At 70.5% G+C, this 24,125-nt stretch carries 5 protein-coding genes; all 5 read right to left on the bottom strand.

The window, feature by feature from the left end; genetic code table 11:
• Nucleotides 1-17: 17 nt before the first annotated feature.
• The gene (locus SFB74_RS04105; RefSeq protein WP_432729421.1) at nucleotides 18-1,382 is read right to left on the bottom strand and encodes an HlyD family type I secretion periplasmic adaptor subunit; all 1,365 of its coding nucleotides are present in this window, start codon (nucleotides 1,380-1,382) and stop codon (nucleotides 18-20) included.
• Nucleotides 1,348-3,486 (bottom strand): type I secretion system permease/ATPase, encoded by a 2,139-nt coding sequence (locus SFB74_RS04100; protein ID WP_432729420.1) that lies wholly within the window; start codon nucleotides 3,484-3,486, stop codon nucleotides 1,348-1,350. The genes SFB74_RS04105 and SFB74_RS04100 overlap by 35 nt, the downstream gene beginning before the upstream one ends.
• A complete protein-coding gene (locus tag SFB74_RS04095) occupies nucleotides 3,483-4,925 on the bottom strand; it encodes a TolC family outer membrane protein (protein ID WP_432729419.1) in 1,443 nt (480 codons plus the stop codon). Before SFB74_RS04095 ends, SFB74_RS04100 begins: the two co-directional genes overlap by 4 nt.
• Nucleotides 4,922-6,457 carry a tryptophan halogenase family protein gene (locus tag SFB74_RS04090; protein WP_432729417.1) on the bottom strand — a complete coding sequence of 512 codons (1,536 nt, stop codon included), beginning with the start codon at nucleotides 6,455-6,457 and terminating at the stop codon, nucleotides 4,922-4,924. The genes SFB74_RS04095 and SFB74_RS04090 overlap by 4 nt, the downstream gene beginning before the upstream one ends.
• Before the next feature lie 72 nt (nucleotides 6,458-6,529).
• Nucleotides 6,530-24,085 (bottom strand): Ig-like domain-containing protein, encoded by a 17,556-nt coding sequence (locus SFB74_RS04085; RefSeq protein WP_432729416.1) that lies wholly within the window; start codon nucleotides 24,083-24,085, stop codon nucleotides 6,530-6,532.
• Nucleotides 24,086-24,125 lie beyond the last annotated feature (40 nt).

Below are 24,125 nucleotides of genomic sequence, written 5' to 3'. Positions count from 1 at the left end.
GCCTTCCCGCCTTGGACTCAACGCTCGCGCAGCGCCTCGCGCGCCTTGTTCAGCGGCTTGAGCAGGTAATCGAGCACCGACTTTCTGCCTGTGTGGATGTCCACCGAGGCGATCATCCCGGGCACGATCGGGAAGCTCTTGCCGCTCCTGTTCGTCAGGTGGTCGGCGTAGGTGCGAATGTAGACGCGGTAGTAGTACACGTCGCGCTTCACGTCGTCCTGGATGGTGTCGGGCGAGATCGTCGCCACCTTGCCAGGCAGGCCGCCGAAGATGGCGTAGTCGTATGCCGTGACCTTCACCGTCGCATCCTGACCCGGGTGAATGAAGGCGACGTCGCGCGGCGAGATGCGCGCCTCGACCAGCAGCTTCTCGTCCAGCGGGACGATCTCCATGAGCTTACCTCCGGGAGGCAGCACGCCACCCACGGTGGTCACTGCGATGTCTTTCACGATGCCGCGCACCGGCGAGGCGAAAGTCAGCCGCGTGAGCGAGTCGGAGCGCCCGCGCGTCACCGAGCGCTGCGCCTCGATTTCCGCATTGGCCCGGGCGAGCTCCTCGCGTGCCTTCACGTAGTACTGGCTGCGGATGTCGGCCGCTTTCGTCTCGGCCTCGTTGATCTGGCGCTTCAGGCGCAGCACTTCCACGTCGCTCGCGGCACCGCGCGCCACCAGCGGCTCGGTCAGCGCAAGCTCGCGGCGCATCAGCACCAGTGCCTGCGTGACGCCGGCAAGGCTGCTGGCAAGCTGCTCGCGGCGCGAGCGGTAGAGCGCCGTCTCGGTGCGCACGAGGTCGGTGTCGGACTGCATCTCGGCCGGAAACTCCAGCGGCGTGCCGCCCACCTCGGCCGCCAGCCGCGCCGACATGGCGAGCGCGGCGCGCACGCGCGAGGCGCTTTCCTGCACCGTCGATTCGGTCTTGGTGCGGTCGAGCTGCGCCAGCACCTGCCCCACCTCTACGATGTCGCCCTCGCGCACCTTCAGGTCGACCAGGATGCCGCCTTCCAGCGACTGCACCATCTGCTCCTTCGACGAGGGCACCACCTTGCCAGTGCCGGTCGACACCTCGTCGAGCTCGAAGACCCAGGCCCACGACAGCAGCGCCAGCAGCGCCGCGCCGACGATCCAGACGATCAGCGAGGAGTGCGGCAGCGGCGGCTCGGGCGGCGAATAGCGCGCGGCCGGAGGAAGCACCGGCGGCCCCTGCGGAGGGGCGGGGATGGCCGGGGTGCTCAGGTCCATGGGATCGGGCTGCGTGGTCAGTCCGACGGCCTTGTTCCGCGCGGCTTGCGTGGCCGGCGCGGCATCCGCCACCACGACCGCGCCGCCCGGAGCCCGCGGGCCGCCCGGCTCAGGCGATGTTGCTGCTGCTGGTGTTGTTGCCATGGGAAAGCTCTCCAATAACCCGGTCCCTCGGCCCGTCCATCACGACGCGCCCGTTGTCGATCACCACGATGCGGTCCACCCAGTGCAGCACCGGCATGCGATGCGTCGCCACCACCAGCGTGCGCGTCGCCATCCAGTCCCCCATCGATTCGATGACCTGGTGCTCGGTGACTTCGTCGAAATGCGCAGTGGGTTCGTCCAGCAGCAGGACGGATGGCTGCCGTATGAGCGTGCGCGCCAGCAGCAGCGCCTGCCGCTGGCCTCCCGAGAGGCCGATGCCGCCTTCGTGGATCAGTTCGCCCAGCCCTTCGGGGCGCGACTGCACGAAGGGCAGGGCACCAGCCATGGCGATGGCCTCCAGCACCTGCTCGTCGGTCGCCAGGGGCATGCCCATGGTGACGTTCTCGCGGACCGAGCCATGGAAGAGCCGCGCGTTCTGCGTGAGCAGCCCCACGTCGCGGCGCAGGTCGGATGGATCGATCAGCGAGATGTCGAGCGAATCGAGCGACACGTGGCCGCGCTGCGGCGCATGCAGGCCGGCCAGCAGCTGCAGAAGCGTGGACTTGCCGGCGCCCATGCGGCCCAGCAGCGCGATCTTCTCGCCGGGCTGTATCTGCAGCTGCGCGGCCGCGAACGCCGGGCTCCTGTCGTCCTTGCCGTAGCGGAATTCGACGCCCGTGACGTTGTAGCGCCCCTGCAATGCCGACACATGCACCAGCCGCGCGCGCTCGGGCTGGTCGACCGGGCGCTGCATGAGCTGGTCGAGCCCGGTGCGCGCCACCTTGGCCTGCTGCCAGCGCGCGAACACGCCGGAGAGCTGCGCGAGCGGCGCGATCATGCGCGAGGCAAGAATCGACGAGCCGACCAGCGCGCCGGTCGTCATGTCGCCCCTCATCACGAGGAAGCAGCCCGCCAGCAGCATCACCGCGTAGACGATGGTCTGCACCTCCTGCGTCCAGGTCATGAGCAGGCCCGTGAGGAAGCGCTGGCGCATGCTCACACCGGCCGCGACGTCGTTGGCGTGGTTCCACTGGCTCTGGAAGCGCGGCTCGGCGCGCATGAGCTTGATGTCCTCCAGGCCCTCGACGGCTTCCACGAGCAGCGCGTTGCGCAGCGCCGATTCGCGCATGCCCTCGCCGGCCAGCCGCGCGAGCGGCTTCTGGATGAGAAGCCCCGGAATCACCAGCAGCGGCACCGCGGCCAGCGCCACCAGCGCAAGCGGCCCGGCCACCAGCCACAGCACCACCAGGAAGAGCACGAAGAACGGCAGGTCGGCCACCGCACCGATGGTGGTGGAGGTGAGCAGCTCCCGCACCTGCTCGACTTCGCGCACCTGGGCGATGAAGGAGCCGGTGGACTTGGATCGTGCGTCGGTGCGCACCCGCAGCGCGTGGCCGAAGACGAGGTCGGACACCTTGAGGTCGGCGCGCTTGCCGATCACGTCGGAGATGTGCGTGCGCGACATGCGCAGCAGGAACTCGAAGGCCACGGCGAGCATGACGCCGCCGAACAGCACCCACAGCGTGGGCTCCGACTGCGCCGGCACCACGCGGTCGTAGATCTGCATCGAGAAGATGGTCGAGGCCAGCGCCAGCACGTTGGCGAAGACGGAGGCCAGCACGATGTCGCCGTAGCGGCGCCAGTCGCGCAGCGCGATGGCCCAGAACCAGTCGCGGCGATAGGGCCTGACGTAGTCGTCCACGCGCGCATCGGGCACCGCGGTGTTGGGCCGCAGGATGGCCACCCGCTTCGCGCGCCGGCGCAGTTCATCGGCGGACAGCGCGGTCTCGAGGCCGTGGTCGCCGCCGAGCAGCACGCCCAGCTTTCCCTCGGCGTCGGCCGTGCGCACCACGCCGACTTCGCCGCTGTCGAACTCCACGATCAGCGGCAGCCGCCACGGGTCGAGTTGCGCGCCGGAGAACGCATCGAGCCGCAGCGCGAGGCCCAGGTGCCGCGCCATGTGGTCGAGCAGCGTGTCCATCGGCGCGCCGCGCTCCCAGGCCAGCGAGACGCGCACGCTCTCCTGCGAAGCGCCGATGCCGTAGTGGCGGGCGACGCAGAGCATGGCGTCGAGCCAGCTGGTGTACTGCGGAGGCAGATTCATGGAAGCAGTTCCATTCCCTGGACGGTGGTGTTGTCGAGGCCGTAGAAGGCGCGGCCCTGTGCGGTCGCGCCGATGTAGCCGATGCGGCTTTCCCAGAGGTCGTGCAGCACGGCTTCCTGGTCGGCCGCGGCCTGGTGGATTTCCTGCTCGGCGTTGAGCAGGTCGAGGATGGAGCGCGTGCCGAGCGTGTACTGCTCGCGATAGAGGTCGCGCGCCTCGGCGATGCTGCGGCGCCGCTCGGCCAGCACGCCCAGCCGTGCCTGCGCGCCCGCGGCCTGCTCGCGGAAGCTGCGTGCCTGGTCGCCGGCGTTCAGGCGGGCGGCCTCGATGCGCATGCGCGCGGCCTCCTCGGCCGCGGTGGCCGAACGCACCTGGGCATCGAGCGCGCCCCCCTGGTAGATCGCGCTGGAAAGATTGAGCATCACCGCGTGCTGCATGCCGTTGCGGTCCGTGGCGGCGGAGTTGCTGCCGCCCATGGCCTTGTTGGCGGACACGTCGAGGCTGAGCGTGGGATAGCGCTGCGCCCTCGCGATGTCGAGCTGGGCCGCGGCGACACGCCGGTCGGCCTCGGCGGCCAGCACATCGGGCAGGATGCTGGCGTCCGGCAGCGACTGGTCGATGCGCAGCCCGTCGGCAAGTCGCTGCGGCAACGGCGCCACGAGTTGCGGCGCGGGTCCGCCCAGCAGCGTGGCCAGGCGCTCGCGCGACTGTGCGAGCAGCGACTTCACCTGCAGCAGGTTGGCACGCGCGCTGTCGACGCGCGACTCGGCCTGCAACGGGTCGGCCTTGGTGCTCAGGCCCGACCTTGCGCGCAGCCGCGCTGTTTCGAGAACCTTCTCGACGGCCTTGACCTGTTCCTGCGCGATCGCGGCAAGCGACTGGTAGCGGTGCGTCCTGACCACGGCGTCGGCAGCCTGCTGCGCGACGGCGTCGATCTGCCTGAGCACGACGGCCTGCTGGCGCCGCACCTGCGCTTCGGACTGGTCGACCGCGCCGGAGACCTTGCCGAAGTCGTAGAGCATCTGCGACAGCGAGGCCGTGGCCTGCGCGCCGGCGCCGCGCCTTCCAACGGCGCCCGAGGCGCCATTGCCGGTACCGGCCCCCACGCCGAGCTTCACCTGCGGGTAGTAGCCGGCGCGCGCCACCTCCACGCCGCCCGACTGCTGCGCGAGCGTTGCGATGGCGTCGGAGATGGAGGGGTGGCGTGCCACCGCGCGGCGCACGGCGTCGGCCAGTTCCAGCGGCTTCGAGTCTTCGGCGGCCGCCTGCGCCGCAGACGGCAGGGCCAAAGCAGGCCGGGCGGCTCCCAACTCCCGGGCCAGCGTGCTCGGCGCCAGTCGCCGCGTGGGCTTCAGTTCGACGGAATCGTCCTGCGCAGCCGCGGGCAGGCCGGCAAGAGCCAGCCATGCGGCCGCGCAGAGGTTTGTGCCTGGTTTCACGCGCTTCGGTCCTCCCTTGAAGAAAAATCGGCGGCCGCGCCGAGTGCGCGCACCTGCTCGATGTAGGCCGCCACGCGCTTGCGGCTGGCCGCGGGCAGGCTCGCCAGTTCGGCCGCGGCGGCCTCGCGCGGCACCACGCCCAGGGGCGCGGCCACGAAGAGCCAGTTGATGACGTGGAAGATTCCCTGCCATCCGTTGATCGCGTAGTTCTGCACATCGACCATCCGCGGCGTGCGCTGCTGGAAGCACGCCCACAGCTCCGCATAGCTGGGCGGCAGCGGCGTGGCCGCCACGTCGCGCCAGAAGGCGGTGTCGCGCCTCGGGCAGTCGTAGTGCATGCGCAGGAAATCGCGTATGCCCGACCAGCACCGCGCATTGGCTTCGTTGAAGCCGTCGATCAGGTGGCCCGACACCACGCCGTCGCCGGCGGTGACGATTCGCTCGAAGTTGCGCAGCTGCTCCAGCATCTGGCCGATGGAAGTCGCCTCCAGTGGCTCCACGAACCCCGAGGCAAGCCCGAGCGCCATGACGTTGCCGACCCATACCTGCTCGAAGTGGCCGGGCTCGAAGCGCAGCATGCGCATCGGCTCGACATCGGGGCCGATGCGGCGATGGATCTCGTCGATGACCTGCGCCTCGTCGGCATGGGCGCTGCTGAACACATAGCCCGCGCCCACACGCTCGACCAGCGGTATCTGCCACATCCAGCCCGCCGGCATCGCGATGGCGCGGGTGACCAGCGACGGATTCGGCTGCGGGTGCGGCATGTGGAAAGGCACGGCGCGATCGAGCAGCAGGTATTCGGAGAACGAGCGCCAGCGGATGCCGAGCTTCTTGCCGATGCCCAGGCGCGCCAGGCCCGAGGCGTCGATCAGCAGATCGAGCCCCACGGCCTCCTCGGTGCCTTCGAGCCGCACGGCGCGCGCCATGCCCTGCGCGTCGCACACCAGCTCATCGACGCGGGCCTGCTGGTGCACCACGCCGCGCGAGACGGCCACGCGGCGCAGGTAGTCGGCCAGCTTGTGGCTGTCGAAATGGAAGGACACCGACAGGCCCGATCTTTCCCCGCGCCTGAACATCGCCGCGGCCTCCTGCTGCGATGCGTTGGCCGCGATCGACGCAAACCCCGGGATGTATCGGTGCAGTTCGATGCCCTCCTTCACCATGCCGGAGAACAGCGGATGGAACCCGGCCTCGACCCAGTCGGTCTCCGGCAGGCCGGAGCGACCGAAGAGGTGGTAGTAGCGGTCATCCGCGGCACCGGTGCGCCAGCCTTCATAGGAAAAGCCCAGCTTGAAGGCCGCGCCGGTCTCGTGCGCGAATTCGTTGATGTCGATGCCGTTGCGGCGCAGCGCATCGATCAGGTTGAGCAGGCCGCCCTCGCCCACGCCGACTATGCCGATGGCGGGCGACTCGATCACGCGCACCTCGACCTGCGGCCCGAACATGCGGCGCAGGGTCAGCGCCGCGAACCAGCCCGCGGTTCCGCCGCCGATGACGACGGCGCGGGAGATATTGCGAAGATTCAGCATATGCGTGGTTTCGTCGGCCCGGCCGGAAGGAAGGGCCCCGCGGGGTACCCCTCCTCCGGCCGGAAACGAAGCTCAGGCCAGCACGAGCTGATGGTTGGCGAGCAGCGTCGCGAGATCGGTGGTCACGCCGTTGAGCGTGATCAGCGGCGTTGCCGAGTAGACGCCGCCCGAGCCGTCGCGATCGATGCTCAGCGTGGTGTTGCCGCCGCTGACGGTCACGCTGAGGTACTCGCCGATGGTCTCTCCGGCGTCGATGGTGGCGACGCCGTTGATGTAGCGCGCGGCGCCGTCCGCGTCCGCCCTGTAGCCCACGAGCAGTTCCCTCAGGTCGATGCGGTCCGCGTTGGCCGTCGCCTCGAAAGTCCCGACCGTGAACGAGTTGACCGAGTCGGCTCCGTTGCCGCCGGTGGCGTCGCTGGAGGCCAGCAGCCTGTAGAGCAGCGTGTCGCGGCCTCCGCCCGTGAGGTTGAAGACATCGTTGCCGCCCCGCCCTTCGAACTGGTTGTCCGCAGCGTTGTCGGTGAAGGTGTCGGCACCGCTTCCACCTGCGAGGCCCTCGATGTTCCGGAAGGTCGCCGTGCCGAAGCCCGTGCTCTGCGCGCCGGAATTGCCCAGGTCGATCGTGAGCGGCGTGCTGCCGGCGAGCTTGTAGTCGACGATGTCGACGCCGCCGGTGTTGCTCCAGGCTCGCACGCCGGACACCGTCACCGCGCCGCCGCCGCCTTCGAACTTGTCGTTGCCGAGGGTGGCGAAGAAGGTGTCGTTGTACCCGGTGCCGACGATGCCGTTGCCGATGTTGGCGTTGGCGACGCTCGTGTCCGATTCCGTGGTCAGCACGAAGGCATGGTTCGCCTCGCCCGCCTTCAGCCCGGTCCAGGCCGTGTTGACGTTCTCGATGGTGTTGCCGCCGAGGGCGCCCACGCCACCGACGTCCGCCGCCTTGCCGTTTGCGATGCGCAGGAGCGCCAGCGTGTAGGTCTCCTTCGCATCGAGCCCGTAGAAGTCGACGATCGCCGAGCTGTCGTTGGTCTGGTTGCCGGACTGCGGGTTGATGATCTGCGTGCCCACCAGCTTGCCCTTCGAGTCGAAGAGCTGCACCGTGTTGCCGTACAGCGAATTGATGCCCTGCGCATCGAGGATGCGGAAGTGCAGCGACGTACCGTCGGCCACCGTGTTGTTGTTGGTGATGAACTTCGTGTTGCCCCGCTGGGTGAACGCCAGCAGGTCCCGGTCGCCGTCCCAGTCGATGTCGGCCGCAACGGCGCCTGTGACGGCGTCGTTGGTCCGCGGATCGCCGGTCCACACCCCGATCTCTTCGAAGAAGCCACCGAGCAGATTGGTCGTCTGGAAGCTGACCGAGCCTCCCGAGCTCGTGTTCGTGTAGAGATTGATGGGGCCGGTGACGCCATCCTTCCTCATGCCGCCGGCATTGCCGAAGCCGGGCAGCTCGATGGCGTCCATCTTGCCGTCGCCGTTCCAGTCCACCGAAAGCGAAGGGCCACCCTCGAGCCGGAGGCCGTTGAAGGTGCCCCCCGTGTCGTCGAAGAAGTACATACCTGCCGGCGCGGAGCCGATCTTGTTGCCGTCGAAGTCGAGCATCTTCAGTTTGCCCGTGCCGTCATTGAACACGATGCGGCTTTGGTACTGGTCTTCGAGTGGCGTGCCATAGCCCCGGCCCATGAACAGGTCCATGTAGCCGTCGCCGTTGAAGTCGGCCCAGGTCATGGAGATGCCGTTGCTCATGTATGGATCGTCGTCGGGACGCTGGAACGTCTTCTCGATGATCTGCGTGTTCTCCCAGGTGCCGTCGCCCCTGTTGGTAGCGACGACAAGGCGGTGCGGATCGCTGCTGTAAGTCCCGCCGAACGGCGCAGCCTCCGGCCCGCCGATCTTGGTGGTGCCCGCCGATCCGTGATAGACGAGATCGACCTTGCCGTCGTTGTTCAGGTCGACACCCGAAAGCTCCATGTCGAAGGTGGCATTGCCGGCATTGGAGGAGTTCGGCAAGCCATTGGTGCCTTCGCGGGTGTAGGCATAGCTGCCGTCCTTGACCATGCCGAGGATGGTCCCGTCCACGTTCAGGACGATCTGGGTGTTGTAGCCGCCGCCGCTCAGCCCGTCGTCGGGCGTCTGGTCGCCATAGGCCAGGTCGGCGAAACCGTCGCCCGTCTTGTCGAAAGCCACCACGCCTCCGTACCAGCTGAACACGTTCGCGCTGCCCGCGGTCAGCTTGTCGCCGCCCAGGCTGGTCGGTGCTCCGACCTGGATGGCCGTATAGCCGCGGCCGTCGTAGGAGAAGGCCTGCTGGCCGTCTTCGTAGGTGCTGTCTTCCGCGAACAGGTCCATGTACCCGTCGCGGTTGAAGTCCATGAACGTGGCGTTCTGGACATAGTTGCGTCCGCCATATGCGAGGTTGTGCCCTGTGACCGTCGGATCATTGGTGTTGCTTCGCAGGTAGGTCTGGCTGAAGCTGCCCAGCGAGCCGCTGTCGGTACCGTTGGCGTCCAGCATGGTCTGGTTGCTGTGGATGCGCCACATGCCGTTCTCGCCGAGCGTGTAGGCCGTGGCCTTCTGGTTCGGATCGCTGGCCGCCGAGCCGACGGTCACCGTCGGCGCGGCAGAGACGACCAGTTCGCCGCTGGTGTCGTCGTTCGCGACCTTCACCCCCGCGGCGCTCTTGACCACGGCCTGGACGTCGTAGGTTCCGACCGCGATCGCCGGCGACACCTGCACATACCAGGTGCTGTTCTGCGAATCGACGACCACCGAGCCGTCGGCCGAACTGTAGGTCTTGCCGGCGACCGTGACCTCGATGTACTGGCCGTTGACCAGCTTGAAGGGAATCGATCCGGTAACGAGCGGCGTGGTGTCGACGGTCGACTGGCGGTTGACCGTGAGCGCGTAGTCCACGCTCAGGCTGAAGTTGCCCGACATGGTGCCCTGGTTGCCCGCGGCGCTGGTGACGGCGGCACGATAGGTGTGCGTCGAGCCGTCCGCGAGATTGCCGAGGTCGTAGGTCCAGGCGGTGCCGTTCACCGTCGCGGTGCCGAGCAGCGTGTTGCCTTCGTAGATGCTGACCGTATCGCCCGTGCCCAGCGCGGTCGTCAGGGTGCCGGCGAGCACCGGATCGGCATCGTCGGTGGTGGTACCGCTGCCGAAGGTGCCCTTGACCGGCCCTGCGTCGTCGATGTAGCCCGTGATCTTCGCCAGGTTGGCCGGCAGCTTCGTGTCGACGGTGAAGTTCAGCGGCGCCGACTGCGCGCTTTCGTTGCCCGCCGCATCGACGTTGCTCACCGTCAGGCTGTGCGCGCCATCGGGCAGCTTCTTGCCGGCCTCGGGCGTGAAGCTCCACTTGCCGGTGCCGTCCGCCGTGGTGGAACCGATCGGCGTGCCGTTGTCGTAGATCCTCACCAGGCCGTTGGGCTCGGCTCCCGCGCCGCTCAGGTCGGGGCGGTTGTCGTTGGTCGCACCGCCCGGGGCGATGGGGCCGACGGCGGGGGCGACGTCGTCGACGGCGCCGTCGATGGAAGGCACGGACGGCGGTGCGACCGTATCGACCGTGAAGGCCAGCGCCGCCGACTGCGGGCCTTCGTTGCCGGCAGCGTCGGCGTTGCGCGCCGTCAGGCTGTGCGCGCCGTCGGCGAGTTCCTTGCCGGCTTCGGGCGTGAAGCTCCACCTGCCGGTGCCGTCCGCCGTCGTGGAGCCGATCAGCTTGCCGTTGTCATAGATGTTCACGATGCCGTTGGGCTCGGTTCCCGAGCCCCTCAGTTCTGGGCGCGCGTCGTTGGTCGTGCTTCCCGGCGCGATGGCGCCGGTGACCGGCCCGACGTCGTCGACGGCACGGTCGATGGAAGGAGCCGCCGTCGGTGCGACGGTGTCGACCGTGAAGACCACCGGCGTCGACTGCGGGCCTTCGTTGCCTGCCGCGTCCACGTTTCTCGCCGTGAGGCGATGCAGGCCGTCGGAGAACTCCTTGCCGACCGCGGGCGTGAAAGTCCACTTGCCCGCGGCATCCGCGACCGCGGTGCCGATCAGCGTGCCGTTGTCGTAGATGTTGACGGTGCCATTGGGCTCCGCTCCCGCACCCTTCAGCTCGGGACGGGCATCGTTGGTCGTGCCGCGCGGGGAGACAGGGCCCGTGACCGGCGCCACGTCGTCCACGACGCTGTCGATGGAAGGCGCCGCCGTGGGCGCGGTCCGATCGACGGTGAGCGTGAGCTCCGCCGAGGCAGCTCCCTGGTTGCCCGCCGCGTCCTCGACGCGGGCGGTGTAGCGGTAGCTGGTGCCGTCGACGAGGCCCTTGTCCTCGAAATTCCAGGCAGTGCCGTTCACGACGGCGGCACCGACCCGCACGCCGTCGCGATAGATCGCCACCACCTCGTTCGCGGCAAGCGGGCCGGAAAGCGTTCCGTTGAGCAGCGGCGTCGGGTCGTTGGTCGTGCTGCCCGATGCGAAGTTGCCCTTCTGCGGATCGCGGTCGTCGGTGTAGTCGGTGATCGTCACCGTCTGGCCCGGGGCGCTCAGGTCGAGCGTGATGGAGTGGGCCGCGCTCTCCGGCCCCTGGTTGCCGCCCGCGTTCACGACACGGGCCGTGTACCGGTAGGTCGTGCCGTCGACGAGCCCCTTGTCGCTGAAGCGCCAGTGCACGCCGCTCACCGTTGCGGTGCCGATCACCGTGTCGTTGCGCAGTACCTGGACCACGTCGCCCGCGGAGAGATTGGCCGAGATCGAACCATTGAGCAGCGGCGCCGCGTCGTTGGTCGAGCCGCCGTCCGCCACGCTGCCGCGCACCGGATCGACGTTGTCCTGCACCCGCTGGATCTGCACCGTCACGGCGACCGCCGAAGTGTTGACTGCGAAACCCAGGCTGTTCGAGGCGGCGCCGGCATTGCCGGCCGCATCCATGACCCTGGCCTCGTAGCTGTAGGTGGTGCCGCTCACAAGGCCCGAGTCCTCGAAGCTCCAGTCCGTGCCGTTGACGGTCGCGTTGCCCACGGGCACGCCGTTGCGGAACACGCGCAGTTGCTCGGTGCCGCTCAGCGCGGCGGAGAGCGTGCCCTCCAGCCTGGGCGAAGCGTCGTTGGTGCTGCCGTTGGCCGGGATGTTGCCCGAGACCGGGTCGACGTCGTCGATGGCGCGGGCGAGCGTTACGGTCTGCGACGGCGCCACGGTGTCGACCACGAAGACCAGCGGCACCGACTTCGGCCCCTCGTTGCCGGCTGCGTCGACACTGCTCACCCTCAGGCTGTGCACGCCTTCGGCCAGCTCCTTGCCCCGCGCGGGCTCGAAGCTCCAGTTGCCCGTGCCATCGGCCTTCGTGCTGCCGATCAGCGTGCCGTTGTCGTAGATGTTCACCGTGCCGTCGGGCTCGGCGCCCGAGCCCTTCAGTTCCGGGCGCGCGTCGTTGGTCGTGCCGCCCGGTGCGATCGGGCCCTGGACCGGGTCGATGTTGTCGGTGACGCTGTCGATCGCCGGCGCGGCGGCAGGGGCCGCGGTGTCGACGGACAGGGTGAAGTCCGCCGAGGTCGTGCCCTTGTTGCCGGCGGCGTTGGCGATGGCTGCCGTGTAGGTGTGCGTGCTTGCGTTGGCCAGTGCCGGAAGCCTGAACTCCCAGGTGGTGCCGCTCACGGTGGCCGTGCCCAGCAGCGAGTTGCCTTCGAGGATCTGCACGACATCGCCGGCCTTCAGCCCCGAGACCGTGCCCTTGAGCGTCGGCGTGGCGTCGTTCGTGCTCGTGCCGCTGGCGTAGTCGCCCGCATTGGGCGCGACGTCGTCGGCGTAGGCGGTGATCGCGACGGCGTTGCCGGCGGTAGGCCCGCCGTTGTCGACGACCACGACCTGCGAGCTCGCGGGTGTCGCGTTGCCCGCGGCGTCCACCACCCGCGCGAGGAAGGTGTAGCTGCCGTCGGCCAGAGCCACGCCCGTGTTGTCGTACTGGTAGGAGCCGCCGCCGGTGGCGCTGGCGTCGTGCCAGGTCTTGCCGTTGTCCAGCGAGACCTGCACCTTCGCGCCCGCCTCCATGGCGAAGTCGGCCTTGACGGTGAGCACCAGCGTGCGGTCGCTGGTGACGAAGTCGCTGCTGCTGGAGCCGGTGTCGTCGCTGATGGCTGCGAGCGTGGCCCTGGTCGCGGGCGGCGTGGTGTCGACGTTGACCGTGAAGGAGCCGGACTGCGGGCTCTCGTTGCCCACCGGGTCGATGGCCGTGGCGGCGAGGCGGTGCGCCCCTTCGGTCAGCGGCGTGGTCGGCGTGAAGCTCCAGCTGCCGTCAGCCTTGACCGTGGTGCTGCCGAGGGCGCTGCCGTTGTCGTAGATCCTGATGACATCGCCCGGCGTCGCGCCGCTGCCCGTGAGCGTGGGCGTGGCGTCGTCGGTGAAGCCGCCGTTGGCGATCGGGCCCTGCACCAGGCCGACGTCGTCGCCGGCTCCGGCGATGGCCGGTACATCGGGTGCGCTTGTGTCGATGGTCAGCGAGATGGTGGCGTCGCCTTGCTTTCCGGCGGCGTTCACCGCGGTTGCCGTGTAGCTGTGCGTGCCTTCGCCCTGCGCCGGCAGCGCGAGGCGCCAGTTGCCGCCGGCATCCGCCGTGGTGGAGCCGAGGGTGGTCTGGCCTTCCTTGACCGTCACGACCGCGCCGGCCGTGGCCTTGCCCACGAGCGTGGGCGTGGTGTCGTCGGTGCGCGCGCCGGGTGCGAGGTTGGCCTTGATGCTGCCCTGGTCGTCGGCCACCTGGTCGATGCTCACGACGACGTCCGAGGAGTCGACCGTGAAGTCCAGCACCGGGCTGGCGGCACTGGTGTTGCCCGCCGCGTCGGTGACGGTGTGGGTGATGCGGTGCGTGCCGCGGACCAGCGGCGTGCTGGGCGTGATGCTCCAGGCGCCGTCGGTCGCCGCGGTGATGCTGCCGATCAGGGCGCCGCCGTCGTACAGGCGGACGGTATCGCCGGCCTTCACGCCGCTGCCGCTGAAGATGGGCGTGGTGTCGTCGGTGGTGGCGCCGGACGCGATCGCGCCCTGCACCGGCCCCTGGTCGTCGGTGGCCACGACCACGCCGGGCGTGGCGGGGGCCGTGGTGTCGAGCACGACCAGATAGAGGCCCGTGCGCGGGCTGGCCTGGCCCGCGCCGTCGACCGCCTCGGCGCTCAGGTTCTTCACGCCATCGCCGCCCAGCGGACTGGTGGTCACGCTCCAGGTGCCGTTGGGAGCCACGCTGGTGGAGCCCACGGCCACGCCGTCGGCATACACAGTGACCACGGTGCCGACCGTGCCGGTGCCGTTGAGGGTGAGCGTGGTGTCGTCGGTGCTGGCGTTCTGGGCGACGTTGCCCGTGACGCTGCCCTTGTCGTCGCTCACGCCGATGATGGCCGGCGCCGCGGGCGGATCGCCGACCAGCGTGAAGGTCGACGCGGGCGTGGCCGCGCCGATGTTGCCCGCCGCATCCACGGCGCGCGCGGTGAGGCTGTGCTCGCCCAGGGCCAGCGGCAGCTCGGGCGTGAAGCGCCAGCTGCCGTCGGCGTTCACCGCCGTGCTGCCGATGAGCTTGCCGTTGTCGTAGACGTTGATGCTCGACACCTGCGCCGGGTCTGTCCTGCCGGTGTATTCGGGCTTGCTGTCGTCGGTCTTGGCGCCGGCGGCCAGCGGACCCTGCACGGCGCCCACGTTGTCGAGCACCTGGATGCGGGACGCGTCGAGCGCCGGGGGCGGCGTTACGTCCACGGTGAGCCTGAAGTCGTTCGAGCGCGAACTCTCGTTGCCGGCCGCGTCGGTGAGCGTGTAGCTGATGGCGCGCGCGCCCTCGCCGAGAGTGGATGTGGGCGTCAGCGTGCCGGTGTTCGGGTCGTAGGTGGCGGCGACCTTGACGCCGTCGACGTACAGCGACGGCGTCAGGCCGGCCGCGACGGAGGCGATCCTGAAGCCGGGCGTGGTGTCGTCGGTGAACGAAGCCGTGCTCGCCGGGTCCTGGACCGCGCCGGTGTTGTCGATGTAGCCCGCGATGGGTCCGGGCCGGGCCGGAGCCGTCGTGTCCACGTCGATCACGAACGCGGCCGAATGCTGGCTCTGGTTGCCCACCGGGTCGGTCGCCGTGACGGTGAGCCTGTGCTCGCCCTCGGCCAGCGGCGCGGTCGGGGCCGCGGTGGTGAAGCTCCAGCGGCCGTCGGACTGCACCGTGGTGCTGCCGATGACGCTGCCGTTGTCGTGGACGGTGATGATGTCGCCCGGCGTCGCGCCGCTTCCGCTGAGCGTGGGGCGGGTGTCGTCGCTCGCGGCGCCGCTTGAGAGCGCTCCCTGCACCGTGCCCGCATCGTCCGCAACAGCCGCGATGACCGGCACGGCCGGCGGCGTGGTGTCGATGGTGAGCGCGAACGAGGTTTCGCTGCTGGTGCCCGCGGCGTTCACCGCAGTGGCCTTGTAGCTGTGCGCGCCCTCCGCCTGCACGGGCAGTTCGAGGCTCCAGTTGCCGGCGGCATCCGCCGTGGTGGAAGCCAGGACGGCCGAGCCTTCCTTGATGCTCACCACGGCGCCCGGCGTGGCGGTGCCCACGATGGCCGGCGTGGTGTCGTCGGTGAACCCGGCGGGGCGGGTCTTGACCTGACGCCCCTGGCGGGTCTCCCCTGCCTTGGTGACGCTGACGGCGACCGCGGAGGTGTCGACCGAGAAGCCCAGCGGCGCGCTGGCGGCGCTGGTGTTGCCGGCGGCATCGGTGACAGTGTGCGTGACGCTGTGCGCGCCCTGGCCGAGCCCCGAGGGCGTGAACTCCCAGCTGCCGTCGGCCCTGGCCGTCGTGCTGCCGAGCAGCGTGGCGCCGTCGTACACCTTGACGACCTCGCCCTGCGTCGCGCCGCTGCCGGCGAAGGTGGGCGTGGTGTCGTCGGTGGAGCCGCCGTTGGCTACCGCGCCCTGCGTCGCGCCGACGTTGTCCGTGGCGGAAGCGGTGGCCGGCGTGGCCGGCGCCGTGGTGTCCAGCACCGCGCTGTCGGTCGCCGCGGGCCTGGAGACATTGCCGGCCAGGTCCTGGCTGGTCGCGCTGACGCGGATCGACGCGCCCTCGACCGGGTTGGGGAACGAGACATTGACGAAGCCATTGGCGACGTCCGCCGCGCTCAGCGTGACGCTGGGCGTGTTGGTGCCGTCGGTGAGGCTGATGACGTCGCCCACGGCGGCGCCCGACACCAGCGTGACCTTCACGGTCACATTGGCCTTTTTCTCGCCGGCGTTGATGAAGCCGTCGTTGTTGGCGTCTTCGACGATGGTGATGGCGATGACAGGCGCCACGCTGTCGACCGTGGCGGTGGCGGGCTGGCTGACGTTGCCCGTGGCATCGGCGGCGACCACGCGCAGCAGGGTGCCGTTGGGCACCGGCGTCGCGGGCGTGAGGCTGTATTCGCCGTTGCTGCCCGCGGTGGTGCTGCCGACGAGATTGCCGGAGCTGTCCCTCACGGTGACGACCGAGCTGGCCTCGGCCGTGCCGGCGATGGTGGCGCCGGAGGTCGGCTTGATGGTCGGCGCGTCGGGCGCCTTGCTGTCGACCGTGACCGAGGCGGCCGGGCTGCTGTTGCCCGCCGCGTCGGTGGCGCTGACCTCGAGCACCGTGTCGTGCTTCACGGCCGTCGCCGGCTTGATCGTGTAGTTGCCGCCGGCGTCGGCCGTGGCGCTGCCGATGGCGTTGCCCGCGCCGTCCTTGACGCTGACGGTCGAGCCCGCCTCGGCCATGCCGGTGATGGTGCTGCCGCTCGTCGGCTTGACGGTGGGCGCCGCCGGAGCGGCGCTGTCGACCGTGGCCCTGGCTTCGGGGCTGGTGTTGCCCGCGGCGTCGGCGGCCGACACGCGCAGCTCGGTGCCATTGCTCGGGCGCGTCGCCGGCGTGAGGCTGTAGGTGCCGCCGGGCGTGGCGGTCGTGCTGCCGATGAGGTTGCCCGCGCCGTCCTTGATCGTGACGACCGAGCCGGCTTCGGCCGTGCCGCCGATGGTGCTGCCGTTGGTCGCGCCGATCGTGGGCCTTGCCGGAGGCACGGCGTCCACCGTCGCGGTGGCGGGCGTGCTGGCGTTGCCGGCGGCGTCGGTGGCCACTGCCGTGATCTTCACGCCGTCGTCCAGCGGCTTGGACGGCGCGATGGCGTAGGCGCCGTTGGCGCCCGCGGTCGCGCTGCCGACCACCTTGCCTGCGCCGTCCCTGACAGTGACGACCGCGCCGGGCTCGGCACGACCGGTGATCGGCTCGCCGTGGGTCGGGTCGATCGTCGGCGCATCGGGAGCCTTGCTGTCGACGGTGGTTGTCGCAGGCTGGCTGGTGTTGCCCGCGGTGTCGCTGGAGGTGACTTCGAGCACCGTGTCGTGCGCCGGCTTGACCGCCGGCCTCACGGCGTAGTTGCCGCTCGAATCCGCCGTCGCGCTGCCGACGAGCTTGCCCGCGCCGTCCTTGACGGTGACGAGCGAACCCGGCTGCGCCGTGCCGGTGATCGGATCGCCGCTGGTCGGGTTGACGACCGGTGCGGCCGGGGACACGGCATCGACCGTTGCCTTGGCTTCGGGGCTGGTGTTGCCGGCGGCGTCGGTCGCCGCGACGCGCAGCACCGTGCCGTGGGCCGGAGGCGTCGCGGGCCTGAAGCTGTACGTGCCGCCGGGCGTGGCTGTGGTGCTGCCGATGAGCTTGCCCGCGTCGTCCGTGATCGTGACGACGGAGCCGGCCTCGGCCGTGCCGGCGATCAGGTTGCCGTTGGTCGGATTGACGGTGGGCTTGAGCGGGGCATCGGCATCCACCGTTGCCGTGCCGGGGGCGCTGGCGTTGCCGGCGGCATCCGTGGCCACGACGTTGAGCTTCAGTCCATCCTGCAGCGGCCTGGACGGCGAGACGGCGTATGCGCCGTTGGTCCCCGCGGTCGCGGAGCCGATCAGGTTGCCCGAGGCGTCCCTGACGGTGACGACCGAACCGGGTTCGGCCTGGCCCGCGACGACGTTGCCGTGCGTGGGCTCCACCGTCGGTGCATTGGGGGCCTTGCTGTCCACCGTGGCCGTGGCGGCCGGACCGGTGTTGCCGGCGGCATCCCTGGCGGTGACTTCGAGCACCGTGTCGTGCGCGGGCGCGGTCGCCGGCTTGACGGCGTAGTTGCCGGCCGCGTCGGCCGTCGCGCTGCCGATCGTGTTGCCCGCGTTGTCGCGGACGGTGACGATCGAGCCGGCTTCGGCGGTGCCCGCGATGGTGCTGCCGTTCGTCGGCTTGACGGTTGGCGCGGCCGGAGGCGCGCTGTCGACCGTGGCCGTGGCGGCCGGGCCGGTGTTGCCGGCTGCATCGGTGGCGGCGACGCTGAGCGTCGTGCCGTGCGAGGGCGGAGTCGCGGGCTTGACCGCGTAGTTGCCGCCTGCGTCGGCGGTCGCGCTGCCGATCACATTGCCGGCGCCGTCCTTGATGGTGACGACCGAACCGGGCTCGGCCTTGCCCGTGATGGTGGCGCCATTCGTCGGGTCGACCGTGGGCCGGGTGGGAGGCGCGGCGTCCACCGTCGCGCTGGCGGGCGAGCTGGCGTTGCCGGCGGCGTCGGTGGCCACGGCGGTGATCTTCTCGCCGTCACCCAGCGGCTTGGCCGGAGTGATCGCATAGGCGCCGTTGGCGCCGGCCGTCGTACTGCCAATCACCTGACCTGCGCCATCCCTGACGGTGACCACAGAGCCGGGCTCGGCACGACCGGTGATCGGCTCGCCGTGGGTCGGGTCGATCGTCGGCACGTCGGGAGCCTTGCTGTCGACCGTGGCCGTGGCGGCCGGGCCGGTGTTGCCGGCAGCGTCGGTGGCGGTGACTTCGAGCACCGTGTCGTGCGCGGGCGCGGTCACCGGCTTGACGGCGTAGTTGCCGCCTGCATCGGCCGTCGCGCTGCCGACGAGCTTGCCCGCGCCGTCCTTGACGGTGACGGTCGAGCCGGCCTCGGCGGTGCCCGTGACGGTGCTGCCGTTCGTCGGCTTGACGGTTGGCGCGGCCGGAGCGGCGCTGTCCACCGTGGTCCTCGCTTCGGGGCTGGCGTTGCCGGCAGCGTCGGTGGAAGCGGCGCGAAGCACGGTGCCGTTCGCCAGCGTGGCAGCGGGCTTGATGCTGTATGCGCCGCCGGCGTCGGCGGTCGTGCTGCCGATGAGCCTGCCTGCGTCGTCCCTGACCGTGACGACCGAGCCTGCCTCGGCCGTGCCGGTGACGAGGCTGCCCTGCGTCGGGTCGATCTTCGGCGCAGGAGGCAGCACGCGATCGACCGTTGCCCTGGCTTCGGGACTGATGTTGCCCGCGGCGTCGGTGGCGACGGCGCGCAGCACCGTGCCGTGCACCGGAATGGCCGAGGGCTTGATGCTGTAGGTGCCGTTGGGTGCGGCGATCGCGCTGCCGACGAGCTTGTCCGTGTCGTCGGTGATCTTCACCACGGCGCCTGCTTCGGCCGTACCGGTGATCTGGCTGCCATTGCTCGGGTCGATCGTGGGCACGGGCGGCGCCACGCTGTCGACCCTGGCCGTGGCCTCCGGGCTCGCGGTGCCGGCCGGGTTGGTGGCGACCACGTGCAGCACCGTGCCATGCGCCGGCGTGACGGCCGGCGTGAGGCTGTAGACGCCCTGGGAGTCGGTGGTGGTGCTGCCGATCAGCTTGCCCGCGTCGTCCTTGATGGTGACCACCGAGCCGGCCTCCGCCGTGCCGGTGATCGGGCTGCCGTCGGTCGGGTTGACGGTGGGAGGCGGAAGCGCCGTGCGATCGACCGTGGCCCTTGCTTCGGGACTGGTGTTGCCGGCGGCGTCGGTTGCGGTGACGTGAAGCACCGCGCCGTGCGCGGGCATCGTGGCCGGCACGATGCTGTAGCTGCCGTTGGGCGCGGCGACGGTGCTGCCGACGAGGTTGCCCGCGTCGTCCTTGACCGTGACGATCGCGCCGGCTTCGGCCTTGCCTTCGACGCGGCTGCCGTTGGTCGGATTGACCGTGGGTGCGGAGGGCACGACGCCGTCCACCGTGGCCCTGGCTTCGGAGCTGGCATTGCCGGCGGCGTCGGTGGCGACGGCGCGCAGCATCGTGCCGTCGGCCAGGACGGTCGCGGGCTTGATGCTGTAGGCGCCGTTGGACGCCGAGGCCGTCGTGCTGCCGACGACGTTGCCGAGGCCATCGCGAACGGTGACGACCGAGCCGGGCTCCGCCGTGCCGGAAACGAGGTTGCCATTGGTCGGATCGATCGTGGGCTCCTGCGGCGGAACGCGGTCGACCGTGGCCGTGGCGCCCGGGCCGGTGTTGCCGGCCGCGTCGGTGGCGGTGACGTCGAGCACCGTGCCGTTCGCCGGCGGCGTGGCTGGATCGACGGAGTAGGCGCCGCCGGCATCGGCGGTGGTGCTGGCGATGAGCTTGCCTGCACTGTCCTTGATGGTGACGACCGCGCCGGCCTCGGCCGTGCCGGCGATCGTGCCGCCGTTGGTCGGCTTGACCGTGGGCGCGGCCGGTGCCTTGCTGTCGACCCTGGCCGAAGCGGGCTGGCTGGTGTTGCCCGCTGCGTCGGTCGCGGTCACGCTCAGCTGGGTGTCGTGTGCCGGAGGCGTTGCCGGCTTGATGCCGAACTTGCCGCCGGCATCGGCGGTGGTGCTGCCGATGAGATTGCCGGCGCCATCCTTGATGGTGACCAGCGAGCCGGGTTCGGCCGAGCCGGTGATGGAAGCGCCCGCTGTCGGGTCGACCTTCGGCATGGCGGGCAGGTCGCTGTCGACCGTGGCCCTGGCCTCGGGGCCGGTGTTGCCAGCCGCGTCGGTGGCGACGGCGCGCAGCACCGTGTTGTGCGGCGGAACGACCGAAGGCTTGATGCTGTAGCGGCCGCCGGCATCGGTGGCGGCGCTGCCGACGAGGCCGCCGGCCCCGTCGCGGATGGTGACGATCGAGCGGGGCTCGGCCGTGCCCGTGATCAGGCTGCCGTTGGTCGCGTCGATGGTGGGCCTTGCCGGCGGCGTGCCGTCGATCGTGGCGGATCCGGGCGCGCTGGCGTTGCCGGCCGGGTCGGTCGCCACGGCGCTGATCGTCGTGCCGTTTGCCGGAGGCGTCGTCGGGGCGATGCTGAACTTGCCGCTGGCGTCGGCGGTCGTGCTGCCGATGAGCCTGCCCGCGTCGTCCTTGATCGTGACGACGGAACCGGCTTCGGCGCTGCCTGCGATGGTGCTTCCGTTGCCGGGGTTGACGACGGGCGCATCGGGCGCCTTGCCGTCGACCGTGGTTCTCGCGGGCTGGCTGGTGTTGCCGGCCGCATCGGTGGCGGTGGCGTCGAGCACCGTGCCGTGCGCCAGGGGCGTCGCCGGCTTGATGTCGAACTTGCCGCCGGCATCGGCCGTGGTGCTGCCGACGAGCTTGCCGCTGCCGTCCTTGACGGTGACGATGGCGCCGGCCTCGGCCGTGCCCGTGATGGCGCCGCCCGCGGTCGGATCGACCTTGGGCGCGGCGGGCAGGTCGCTGTCGACCGTGGCCCTGGCTTCGGGGCTGGTGTTGCCCGCGGCGTCGGTCGCGACGGCGCGCAGCACGGTGTTGTGCGCCGGAACCGTCGCGGGCTTGATGCTGTAGCGGCCGCCGGCATCCGCTGCCGCGCTGCCGACCAGTGCACCGGCACCGTCCCTGACGGTGACGATGGCACCGGGTTCGGCCGTGCCCGTGATCAGGCTGCCGTTGGTCGCGTCGATCGCGGGCCTTGCCGGAGCCATGCTGTCGACCTTGGTGGAGCCCGGCGCGCCGACGTTGCCGGCCAGGTCGGTCGCCACTGCGGTGATCACCGTGCCGTTTGCCGGGGGCGTCACCGGAACGATGCTGAACTTGCCGGCTGCGTCGGCGGTCGTGCTGCCGATGAGCCTGCCCGTGTCGTCCTTGACCGTGACCACCGAGCCGGGCTCGGCCGTGCCGGTGATGGGGCTGCCGTCGGTCGGGTTGATCACCGGCGAGAGCGGAGCGGTGCTGTCGATGGTGCCCGTGGCCGGCTGGCTCACATTGCCGGCCGCATCGGTGGCGACGGCGCTGACCTGTGTGCCGTCGGCGGGAGGCGTGGCGGGCACGAGGCCGAACTTGCCGCTCGCGTCGGCGGTCGTGCTGCCGATGGGCTTGCCAGCGCCATCCCTGATCGTGACCACCGAGCCGGGTTCGGCGGTGCCGGTGATCAAGCGGCCGGAACTCGGATGGATGGTGGGCGCGGAGGGCGCCAGGCTGTCGACCGTGGCTTTCGCATCGGGGCTGTCGTTGCCCGCGGCGTCGGTGGCGACGATGCGCAGTGCAGTGCCGTGCGCGGGCGGTGCCGATGGCGTGATGCTGTAGTTGCCGTTGGCTTCGGCTGTGGCGCTGCCGATGAGCTTGCCCGTGTCGTCCCTTGCGGTGACGACCGAGCCGGGTTCGGCGCGGCCCGTGATCGAACTGCCGGCGGTCGGGTTGACCGTGGGTCGTGCCGGCGGAACGCCGTCGACCGTCGCCCGGGTTTCCGGACCGGTGTTGCCCGCGGCATCGGTGGCCGCGACACGCAGCACCACGCCGTTGACCGGCGGCGTCTTCGGCACGAGGCTGTAGACGCCGTTGGAGCCGGCGGTGGCGCTGCCGATGACATTGCCCGCGAGATCCTTGACAGTGACGACCGAGCCGGGCTCCGCGCGGCCGGTGATCGGGTTGCCATGCGTCGGATCGACCGAGGGCGCCAGAGGCGGCACACCGTCCACCGTGGCCGAGGCCTCGGGGCTCACGTTGCCGACTGCGTCCGTGGCGGTGACGCGCAGCGCCGTGCCGTTCGCCAGCGGCGTCGCCGGGACGATGCCGAACTTGCCGGCGGCATCCGCGGTGGTGCTGCCGATCAGCTTGCCCGTGCCGTCCTTGATCGTGACGAGGGAGCCGGCTTCGGCCGTGCCGGCGACGGTGCTGCCGTTCGTCGGGTTGACTACGGGCTCGTCGGGCGCCTTGCTGTCGACGGTGGTCGTCGCAGGCCGGCCCACGTTGCCGGCGAGGTCCTTCGCCACGACGTGGATCACGGTGCCGTGCGCCGGAGGGGTTGCGGGGACGAGGGAATAGATGCCGTTGGGCGCGGTGGTCGTGCTGCCGATGACGGTGCCTGCGCTGTCGGTGACCGTGACCACGGAGTCGGGCTCGGAAGTGCCGGTGATCGGGCTGCCCTTGGTCGGGTTGACGGTGGGAGTCGGCGGCGTGCCGTCGACGGTGGCCGTGGCGGGCGTGCTGGCGTTGCCGGCGGCGTCCGAGGCGACGACCTTGATCACCACGCCGTTCGCAGGCGGCTTCGCGGGCGTGAAGCTGTAGACGCCGTTCGCTGCAGTGGTCGTGCTGCCGATGAGCGCGCCCTTGTCGTCGGTGACCGTGACCACGGAGCCGGGCTCTGCGGTGCCGGTGATGGGGCTGCCGTCCGTCGGGTTGACCTTGGGCGTGGCGGGCGGGGTCCTGTCGATGGTTGTGGTGACCGGCTGGCTGGCGTTGCCCGCGGGGTCGATGGCCACGACGCTGATCGACGTGCCGTCGGCCGGGGGCGTCGGCGGCGCCACGCTGTACGCACCATTGGAGCCGGCGGTCGTGCTGCCGATGACCTTGCCCGTGCCGTCCTTGACGGTGACCAGGGCGCCCGGCTCGGCCGTGCCCGAGATCGAGCTGCCATTGGTGGGGTCGACCGTGGGCCGTGCCGGTGCCGTGCTGTCCACTGTGGCCGTGGCGGGCGCGCTCGCGTTGCCTGCGGCGTCGGTGGCCACGACGCTGATCGCGGTGCGGTCGGCCAGTGGCGCCGGCGGCGTGATGCTGTAGGCGCCGTCCTGGCCGGCGGTCGTGCTGCCGATCACGGTGCCGCGTGCGTCGGTAATGGTGACCGTCGAGCCGGGCTCCGCGGTGCCGGCGATGGAAGTGCCGGCGGTGGGACGGACGGTGGGCACAGCGGGCGGCATGCTGTCGACGGTCGTCCGGGCCTCGGGGCTCACATTGCCGCCCGGGTCCACCGCGACGACGCGAAGCTCCGTGCCGTGCGCCGGCGGCGTGACGGGCCGGACCACATAGCTGCCATCGGGCGCGACCGTGGCGCTGCCGACTTCCTTGCCGGTGTTGTCGGTCACCCTGACGGTCGTGCCCGGCTCGGCCGTGCCGGTGATCGTTCTGGCATTGGTCGGGTTGACGGTGGGCCTGCCCGGCGGAGTCGAATCGACGGGAGCCGCGAGCGGCACGTGCGGCATCGGGAAACCGCCGCCGCCCCCTCCTCCTCCACCTCCACCTCCGCCGCCAGCAGCGCCCGCGAGGGCCAGTCCGCCGCCCACCAGCCAGGGCAGCACGCCGAAGTTGAAGTCCTGCTGCAGCAGCAAGGGCTCGATGGAGTCGATGCCCGAATAGCTGAGCGCCAGCTCACCCTGCCCTTCCCCGAAACCGGCCAGCCACAGGCCCCCCTTTTCGTCGTCAAGCACGAGGTCGCTCTTGTTGCCATCGAACAACGCGAAGAAGTCCCGGACGGTGACTACCTCACCCGAGACGGAGGTCACGACCAGGTCGTTGCCGACGCGGCGCATGCCCTTGATCTGCTCCCTGGACAGACCCACCCGGACGACCACTGCCTCCTTCAGGAACACCTCGTTCACCGAAACCTGGCTGGCATCCCCGCTGCGCTTGCTGACTACCTTCAACGAAATCATTTTTTCTACTCCCTTTTTTTCAACCGACACGTGAATTCCC

Origin of the sequence: Variovorax xiamenensis, assembly GCF_050916385.1 — a bacterium.
In the GTDB taxonomy this organism is placed as follows: Bacteria; Pseudomonadota; Gammaproteobacteria; order Burkholderiales; family Burkholderiaceae_C; genus Variovorax.
The sequence above is the reverse complement of the archived record's forward strand: the minus strand, read 5'-3'. Positions and strand labels throughout refer to the sequence as shown.